The organism is Clostridium sulfidigenes, from assembly GCF_052067195.1.
GTDB lineage: Bacteria > Bacillota > Clostridia > Clostridiales > Clostridiaceae > Clostridium_J > Clostridium_J sulfidigenes.
This window is the reverse complement of record NZ_JBQHQR010000002.1, coordinates 387,778-395,692: the sequence shown is the minus strand read 5'-3', so window position 1 is coordinate 395,692 and position 7,915 is coordinate 387,778. Positions and strand designations below refer to the sequence as shown.

Genomic DNA, 7,915 nt, shown 5'->3' with positions numbered 1-7,915 from the left:
GATGGTTCGAATCCGTCCTCCTCCACCATATAAGGTCGCATAGCTCAGCTGGGAGAGCACCTGCCTTACAAGCAGGGGGTCACAGGTTCGATCCCTGTTGCGACCACCATAGTGAATTTAAATTCATTAAACTGCACAAATTATATAATATGCTGGCATGGCTCAACGGTAGAGCAGCTGATTTGTAATCAGCAGGTTGTAGGTTCGATTCCTATTGCCAGCTCCATAAGTGGAGGAGTTCCCGAGTGGCCAAAGGGGGCAGACTGTAAATCTGTTACGTTTCGTTTCGATGGTTCGAATCCGTCCTCCTCCACCATATAAGGTCGCATAGCTCAGCTGGGAGAGCACCTGCCTTACAAGCAGGGGGTCACAGGTTCGATCCCTGTTGCGACCACCATAATGAATTATAATTCATTAAATTTCAAAATTATATAATATGCTGGCATGGCTCAACGGTAGAGCAGCTGATTTGTAATCAGCAGGTTGTAGGTTCGATTCCTATTGCCAGCTCCATAAATGGAGGAGTTCCCGAGTGGCCAAAGGGGGCAGACTGTAAATCTGTTACGTTTCGTTTCGATGGTTCGAATCCGTCCTCCTCCACCATATAAGACACTAAGTTTACTTAGTGTCTTATTTTATTTTTAATAAAATATAAAATAAGAATTGAATAAGTATTTTATAATAATTGAATAAATCTTTTTATTAAGTTTAAAATATATTTAATGGCATATAGAAAGTTATTATAATGGTAAATATTAATTATTTATATTAATAGATAAGTGTGTTGACAGTTAAATTTCCCTATGCTATTATCTATGTATAAATTAATAATATAACTCTTATCAAGAGTGGTGGAGGGACAAAGGCCCAATGAAACCCAGCAACCGGCTATTAAAAGCAATGGTGCCAATTCCTGCAGTATTTTCTGCAAGATAAGAAAGTTTAGTTTGAAATATACTAACCTCTTCTTGTCTGATAAGAAGAGGTTTTAATTTTAAGTGTCGGTAATATTTAAATACTTAAGGAGGAAAATTCAATGAGAAGATTATTTACGTCAGAATCAGTAACTGAAGGACATCCAGATAAAATGTGTGATCAGATATCTGATTCAATACTAGATGCCATATTAGAAAAAGATCCCAATGCTAGGGTAGCTTGTGAAACTGCAACTACTACAGGAATGGTTCTTGTAATGGGAGAAATAAGTACAAACTGCTATGTAGACTTCCAAAAGGTTGTTAGAAATACAGTTGAAGAGATTGGATACAATAGAGCAAAATATGGATTTGATTGCAATACATGCTCAGTATTAACATCTATAGATGAGCAATCAGGTGATATTGCTATGGGAGTTGATGAAGCTTTAGAAAGTAAAGCAGGTCAAATGAACAATGATGAGGCTACGGGTGCTGGAGACCAAGGTATGATGTTCGGATTTGCTACAAATGAAACTGAAGAATATATGCCTCTTCCAATATCTATGGCTCATAAATTATCAAGAAGACTAGCAGAAGTAAGAAAAAATGGAACTTTATCTTACTTAAGACCAGATGGAAAAACTCAAGTAACTGTAGAGTATGAAGACAATAAGCCAGTTAGAATAGATACTATAGTAATTTCAACTCAGCATTGTCCAGATGTTACAAGAGAACAAATCGAGAAGGATTTAAAAGAGCATGTTATAGCTCCGATAGTACCTGCTGATTTATTAGATGCAAGCACAAAATACTATATAAATCCTACAGGTAGATTTGTTATTGGTGGACCTCAAGGAGACTCAGGTCTTACAGGTAGAAAAATAATAGTAGATACCTATGGTGGATCTGGTAGACATGGTGGTGGAGCTTTCTCAGGAAAAGACCCAACAAAGGTAGATAGATCTGCTGCTTATGCATCAAGATGGGTAGCTAAAAACCTAGTAGCTGCTGGTGTTGCTGATAAGCTAGAAATACAACTTGCATATGCTATTGGTGTTGCTAGACCAGTATCTATACAAATTGATACTTTTGGAACTGGAAAACTTTCAGAAGATAAGATAGTAGATATAGTTAATAAAGTTTTTGACTTAAGACCATCATCTATTATAAAAGAATTAGATTTAAGAAGACCTATATATAAACAAACTGCTGCTTATGGTCACTTTGGAAGAAATGACTTGAACCTACCATGGGAGCAATTAAATAAGGTTGAAGAAATAAAGAAATATATATAAGTAATTAAAGATATATATTTACCAATAAGAATCCACATTAACAATATGATTTGTTAGTGTGGATTTTTTAAGTAGATAATCCAAATCTATGATTTGGAATGAATCATTTACTCAGCGAAGGTACTGAGTGGAGTTTGGTTTAAAAGGTTATAATTAAGTGTATATGGTGTATGAGGTTTAACAAGGATAATTATTTTTACTTTAAACTGAGTCATATTACTAAATCTTATTATATTGTTAATATATATGAGATATAATTTGGTATAATAATAGTTATAGATAGATAATAATAGGTATTAGGAGAGATTTTATGATAACCATTGAAGGGATAGTTGAAACAGTTGTATTTAGAAATGATGATAATGGGTATACAATATGTAAACTAAGGTGTGATAAGGAAGTTGTCACCATTGTTGGCACAATACCATTTATAAATGAATCCCAAGAATATAGTGTTCAAGGGGAGTGGACTGTTCATCCTAAGTTTGGTAAGCAGTTTAAAATAGAAAGCATACATGAAATAATACCTACAACTACTAGTGGCATCGAAAAATATTTAGCTAGTGGAGTCATTGAAGGTATAGGAAAGGTTACAGCAAAAAAAATAGTAGAATTTTTTGGAGAAGATACAATAAAAATATTAGATAGTAATATAGAAAAGCTTGAAGAGATTCCTGGCATAGGTAAAAAGAGAATAAATACCATTATGAAATCTTATTTAGAGCAGAGGGTTACTAAGGATATTATTATTTTCTTTCAAAGTTACGGCATAACTGTTAATATGGCCATGAAGATTTACAAGAAGTTTGGAGTTAACTGCATAAATATAGTTAAGGATAATCCATATATATTAACAGAATACATAAGTGGAATTGGGTTTAGAACAGCGGATTCCATAGCTAAGAGCTTGGGCATAGAGAAGGACTCTCTATTTAGAATAAAAAGTGGAGTTATATATATAATTAATGAATTTTGTACTATAGGAAATACCTTTATACCTATGGATAGATTAAGGGATAAGGGAATGAAACTTCTGGAGATAAACAGTGAGAAATTTGATGAAGGAGTTTATGAGCTGATAATTGATGGAAAGATTAAGGTAGAGGTAGTAGATAATATAGATGCGGTATATAGTATGTCCTATCTTTATCTAGAGATGTCTGTAACACGTAAAATAGTAGAACTAGCCACTACTAATTATGATAAGTTAAGTTTAAATGTAAATGAGAAAATTAATGACTTTGAAAGTAAAGCAAATATTAAATTAGCCAATTCTCAAAAAGAAGCTATAGAGGGTGCTTTTTTTAATGGAATAGAGGTTATAACAGGGGGACCCGGAACAGGAAAGACAACAATTATAAATTGTATTGTAAGTATTTTTGAGAGTTTAGGACTTAAGGTATTTATGGCTGCACCTACAGGAAGAGCAGCAAAAAGGATGGCTGAAGCTACAGGTAGAGAAGCAAAAACTATCCATAGACTTTTGGAAATAGGAAGCTATAGTGAAGAAGAGGTAGATGAAATAGAAAATGAAACATCTGCCATAGAGTGTGATGTTTTAATAGTGGATGAAGCCTCTATGGTAGATATAAGTCTTATGAATGCTCTTTTAAAAGCAATGCAAGTGGGAACTAGACTAATAATAGTAGGAGATGTGGATCAGCTACCATCAGTGGGACCAGGAAATGTTCTTAGGGATATCATAGAAAGCGATGCAGTAAAAGTTGTAAGACTTAATGAGATATTTAGACAAGGTCAAGAAAGTATGATAGTACAAAATGCCCACTTAATAAATGAAGGCAAGATGCCTATTTTAAATACCAAAAATAGTGATTTCTATCTTGAAAGAGCTGCAGATAGTGAAGTGATGTTAGAAAAAATCATTGGATTAGTGAAAACGAGACTTCCTAAGTTTAATGTGGAATGGGATAGTGTTAGAGATATACAGGTATTATCACCTATGCGTAAGGGAATTATGGGAATAGATAATTTAAATATACAACTTCAGCAAGTGTTAAATCCTAAAAGTAAAGATAAGGATGAAGTTGAGATTAAAGATATGATTTTTAGAGTAGGAGATAAGGTTATGCAAATTAAAAATAACTATACTCTAAAGTGGAGCAAAAATAATTCCAGTGAAGAAGGTAAGGGTGTATTTAATGGAGATGTTGGGTATATAACAGAAATTAGTGAGGATGAGGATAAGATTACTGTATGCTTTGAAGATGATAAAATCGTAGAATATGAGGAAAGCGACTTAGATGAAATAACTTTAGCTTATGCAGTTACTATCCATAAGAGCCAAGGAAGTGAATTTCCTGTAGTTATTATGCCTATGTTTATGGGACCACCGCTACTGATGAACAGAAATTTGCTTTACACTGGAATAACCAGGGCTAAGAAGTTAGTTGTATTGGTAGGTAATTCTAAAGTGGTTGAATTTATGAAAGATAACAATAGAAGTTTTGAGAGATATTCAGGACTTAAATGGAGAATAAGAGAGATAATTCATATGTAGGTAGGAGCGATTTTATGTCATTTATAAAAACCAATAGAGAGATAGTGGAGGCATCAAAGAAATCTATAGAAGATACCATATTAGATGGTGCTAAAAAGAAGTTGCATAAAATAAATATAATTTCTGCATTAAATAATAAAAAACAAATTTTTAATAAGGTATTTAACTGGTGTTTTAAAGAAAGTAAAAAGATATTATATATAATAAATACAGATATAGAAGAGGTAAAGATATTAGGATTGATTAATAAAATTTTTATAAATTCTATTGAAGGTGAGAATGATATAGCATATACAGGTAAAGTTAATATATGTACCCACAGCAGAGCCTTATACTTAAAGGAGAAATTTGACTTTATTATATATGATGAAATAAATTCTAGGCCTATATATAGCAATGAATCTATAAATAAGCTAATGGAGTATCTATGTAATAACTATGGAACTATGATTAGTTATTCCACGGAACCAATTTTTCATAATGAGTTAATATTATATAATTTAAGAAAAGATAAACAAGTTCCTATTGCTGAACCTAGGGTTATGGTAACTAGAGTAAATATAGAAGAAGAAATACCTATGAGCGTATATGAATACCTAGAGTGGTCAATAAATACTAATAAGAAGGTTTTAATATATACTCCAGATGATGAGAGAACTCATAAGGTTTATAATTATCTTTCTAATATAGACCATAAGCTTACAAAAAATATATTTAAAGATATAACAGGAGAGAGTGACAAGAAGGAACTGTCTAAATTTTTACTAGCAGAGTATGGTATATTGGTTACTAATAATTATAATGAGAACTATTATGGAGTGCATCCTTTGAATATTATGATTTTTTTTGCAGATAATGATAACTTTAATTATAAGGATTTGGTTTATATATCTAGTAAGATAAATAGAAGATCTATGGCAGAGCGAGAAGAGGTTATTTTTCTTTGCAATAGTGAAACTGAGGATATGGATAGATGTAAAAATATTTTAAGGGAGTTAAATAAAAGAGCTTGGGAAGAGGGAGTTTTGAAATTATAAAACAGATAGTAGATAATATATTGTCCACTATATATGGAATAGATGATAAATGCATAATATGTGATGAATATGAAGATAAGGATTATATTTGTGAAAAATGTAAAAAGAGCATTAATATAATTAATCTAGAGTCCTCAATAACTCACCAAGATGAGGAATTTATAAGCTATTCCTTAGGATTCTACGGCTATGAATTGAAGAAATTGATTTTAAAACTTAAATACAATAAGAGTTTTTTAGCAGGAAAAATATTAGCAGGTTATATGAGTGATTTTATATTAGAAAATTTAAAGGATAAGATAGATATATTAACCTTTATTCCAAGTAGTAAATCTGCTTTAAAAAATAGAGGTTTTAATCAATGTGAAGTACTTTGTAAATATATAAGTAAAAATTGTAAAATTCCTTACAAGGAATTGCTTTATAAAGCAAGTGATAGTGCAGATCAAATTGGATTAGACAATATAAAAAGATGGGAAAATATAAAAGGTTCTTTTATAGTTAAAAATAAAAAAGAAATAGAAGGAAAGAGAGTACTCATTATTGATGATGTAATCACATCTGGAGCTACAGCTTTTTATGCAGCAAAAGCTATTAAGGAAATAAAGGCCAATGAAGTTTTTATATTGACAGTGGCGAAAAGTAGAGTATAATATAAGAGTCGGGTTTGTGGTTGAAAGTCGATGCCAGTCGCAGGCGAAACGATCCACGTAAGTTAAATAAAATGTTTAATGAGCATGGTGCGGCTTAGAAGTAAGTCCTACCGTATTATAATGCGAGAGGGTTAGTAGTGAGAGGGTAATTCTGGGTAGCAAAAGCTCCAGTAGGCGAGTGTGGGGTCAAAGACCAGGTCAAACGACATAAAGTGCCCTGTTTTTAAGGGTTTGCAGGTTTACGGACCTGCACTTTTTTTATATTTTTTAAGAATTCCCGACCTAGAAATCATAAATCACCTCTATTTAGGTACACTTATCCTATAATTTTGAAGATCTTTCTTAGTGTTTTCTTTATTTATATGGGTGTAAATCTTATGAGTAATCTCAGAACTTTTTTTATGACCAACTATATCTTATATAATAGGTTCTAGAACACCATCAATAAATTAAATTTATTTTTATAAGGTTATTTGGAAGAATTTCGAAATTGCTATTTTTAAATGTATTTTTAAAATAACTATTATCCTCAGAAGTTTTATATGAGTCAATAAAATTTTTAGCAGCGTCACCTGCTATTACTATATATTCATCTTCTTGATATATAGAATAATTACCATGAAGTGTAGGTGCATTCAAATCCTTTTTAAAGAGAAAAAATACTCTTTTATAAAATTTGGAATTTGTTTCATCAGGATCGCCACCAAGAAAGCTATCATAAAAATGATTAACTATTATTGTATTCTTGTTTTGTAATTTATTTATTTCATATGTACCGATATAATTATGAAGAACAGCTATTGAATAAATAGTTACTAGTATAAGCGTAAATTTTAATACATTTTTATCTCTTTTTATTTTTACATATATAGTTGCTATACATATATAGACTGCTAGATATGCATATATATATAAGTTATTCATAAGTGTAATTCCATTACTTTTTATAACTATAATTATAATTGGCATAACAAACAAAAGAGTAAGAGAGATATTTTTTATTAGTTCATTAATCTTTTTCATATTAGCCTCCATTACATATAATGAATATTTTATTATAATATATAATTTTAAACATTTAAGTATATAAGTAGAAATCGAAAAGGTTAGAATAAAATTATCATTATAAAATACGGGAAATTAAATTCTAGTTTTTGTGGTAAAAAGTTATTTTTGAATATTACTTTATATTTTATGATACTAATGAGCAATCTTTTAGACTGCCTTTTATTTATTTATTTATTTAAAATTGAAAATTTATTTGTGGTTAATTATAAGATGTGATTTTAGATGTTATTAATAAATTATGTAACAATTAGTTATTTGATATGTTATATCCAGCACATGTAGTTTTATTATAACATAAAATATGAAAAAAATCATATACTATGTAAGGGCGATATAAGTCGTAGAGTGAAGGAAAAGTAAGCTAGAAAAGGCTAGAAAGAAAACTTTTCAGAATATTAAGTAAAGTCTTCTTGCAAGTATTTATAGT

General features: G+C 30.7%; 5 protein-coding genes, 6 tRNA genes and 1 riboswitch. Of the genes, 10 read left to right on the top strand and 1 reads right to left on the bottom strand.

Translation table 11 applies throughout. From position 1 onward, the window contains the following. Positions 1 to 33 precede the first annotated feature (33 nt). The 10 genes from ACTNBA_RS03820 (at position 34) to ACTNBA_RS03775 (ending at position 6,420) form a co-directional block, all read left to right on the top strand. Positions 34 to 109, top strand: a tRNA-Val gene (locus ACTNBA_RS03820). Between the two features lie 42 nt (positions 110 to 151). After that, a tRNA-Thr gene (locus ACTNBA_RS03815) sits at positions 152 to 226 on the top strand. Between the two features lie 5 nt (positions 227 to 231). Then, positions 232 to 316 (top strand) — tRNA-Tyr (locus ACTNBA_RS03810). 5 nt (positions 317 to 321) lie between these two features. Continuing rightward, positions 322 to 397 (top strand) — tRNA-Val (locus ACTNBA_RS03805). A 41-nt stretch (positions 398 to 438) separates the two neighbouring features. Then, positions 439 to 513, top strand: a tRNA-Thr gene (locus ACTNBA_RS03800). A 5-nt stretch (positions 514 to 518) separates the two neighbouring features. Then, positions 519 to 603: transfer RNA gene (locus ACTNBA_RS03795), tRNA-Tyr, on the top strand. A 233-nt stretch (positions 604 to 836) separates the two neighbouring features. After that, a riboswitch (SAM riboswitch) is annotated at positions 837 to 939 on the top strand. A gap of 97 nt (positions 940 to 1,036) precedes the next feature. Then, positions 1,037 to 2,212, top strand: coding sequence for a methionine adenosyltransferase (gene metK, locus ACTNBA_RS03790; RefSeq protein WP_441072700.1), 1,176 nt, complete (start codon positions 1,037 to 1,039; stop codon positions 2,210 to 2,212). A gap of 310 nt (positions 2,213 to 2,522) precedes the next feature. Further along, positions 2,523 to 4,730: an SF1B family DNA helicase RecD2 gene (gene recD2 / locus ACTNBA_RS03785; protein ID WP_441072698.1), complete on the top strand. Its 2,208-nt coding sequence runs from the start codon at positions 2,523 to 2,525 to the stop codon at positions 4,728 to 4,730. Between the two features lie 14 nt (positions 4,731 to 4,744). Next, on the top strand, positions 4,745 to 5,767 hold the full coding sequence (locus tag ACTNBA_RS03780) for a hypothetical protein (protein WP_441072696.1): 1,023 nt from the start codon (positions 4,745 to 4,747) through the stop codon (positions 5,765 to 5,767). Beyond that, a complete protein-coding gene (locus ACTNBA_RS03775) occupies positions 5,740 to 6,420 on the top strand; it encodes a ComF family protein (protein ID WP_441072694.1) in 681 nt (226 codons plus the stop codon). The genes ACTNBA_RS03780 and ACTNBA_RS03775 overlap by 28 nt, the downstream gene beginning before the upstream one ends. Before the next feature lie 441 nt (positions 6,421 to 6,861). Here the strand turns inward: ACTNBA_RS03775 and ACTNBA_RS03770 are convergent, their stop codons facing one another. Continuing rightward, on the bottom strand, positions 6,862 to 7,443 hold the full coding sequence (locus ACTNBA_RS03770; protein WP_441072692.1) for a hypothetical protein: 582 nt from the start codon (positions 7,441 to 7,443) through the stop codon (positions 6,862 to 6,864). Positions 7,444 to 7,915: the final 472 nt, after the last annotated feature.

Excerpts from the sequence above, each read along its gene's own strand:
- metK (WP_441072700.1), top strand. The coding sequence starts at position 1,037 with ATGAGAAGATTATTTACGTCAGAATCAGTAACTGAAGGACATCCAGAT.
- ACTNBA_RS03770 (WP_441072692.1), bottom strand. The coding sequence starts at position 7,443 with ATGAAAAAGATTAATGAACTAATAAAAAATATCTCTCTTACTCTTTTG.
- recD2 (WP_441072698.1), top strand. The coding sequence starts at position 2,523 with ATGATAACCATTGAAGGGATAGTTGAAACAGTTGTATTTAGAAATGAT.
- ACTNBA_RS03780 (WP_441072696.1), top strand. The coding sequence starts at position 4,745 with ATGTCATTTATAAAAACCAATAGAGAGATAGTGGAGGCATCAAAGAAA.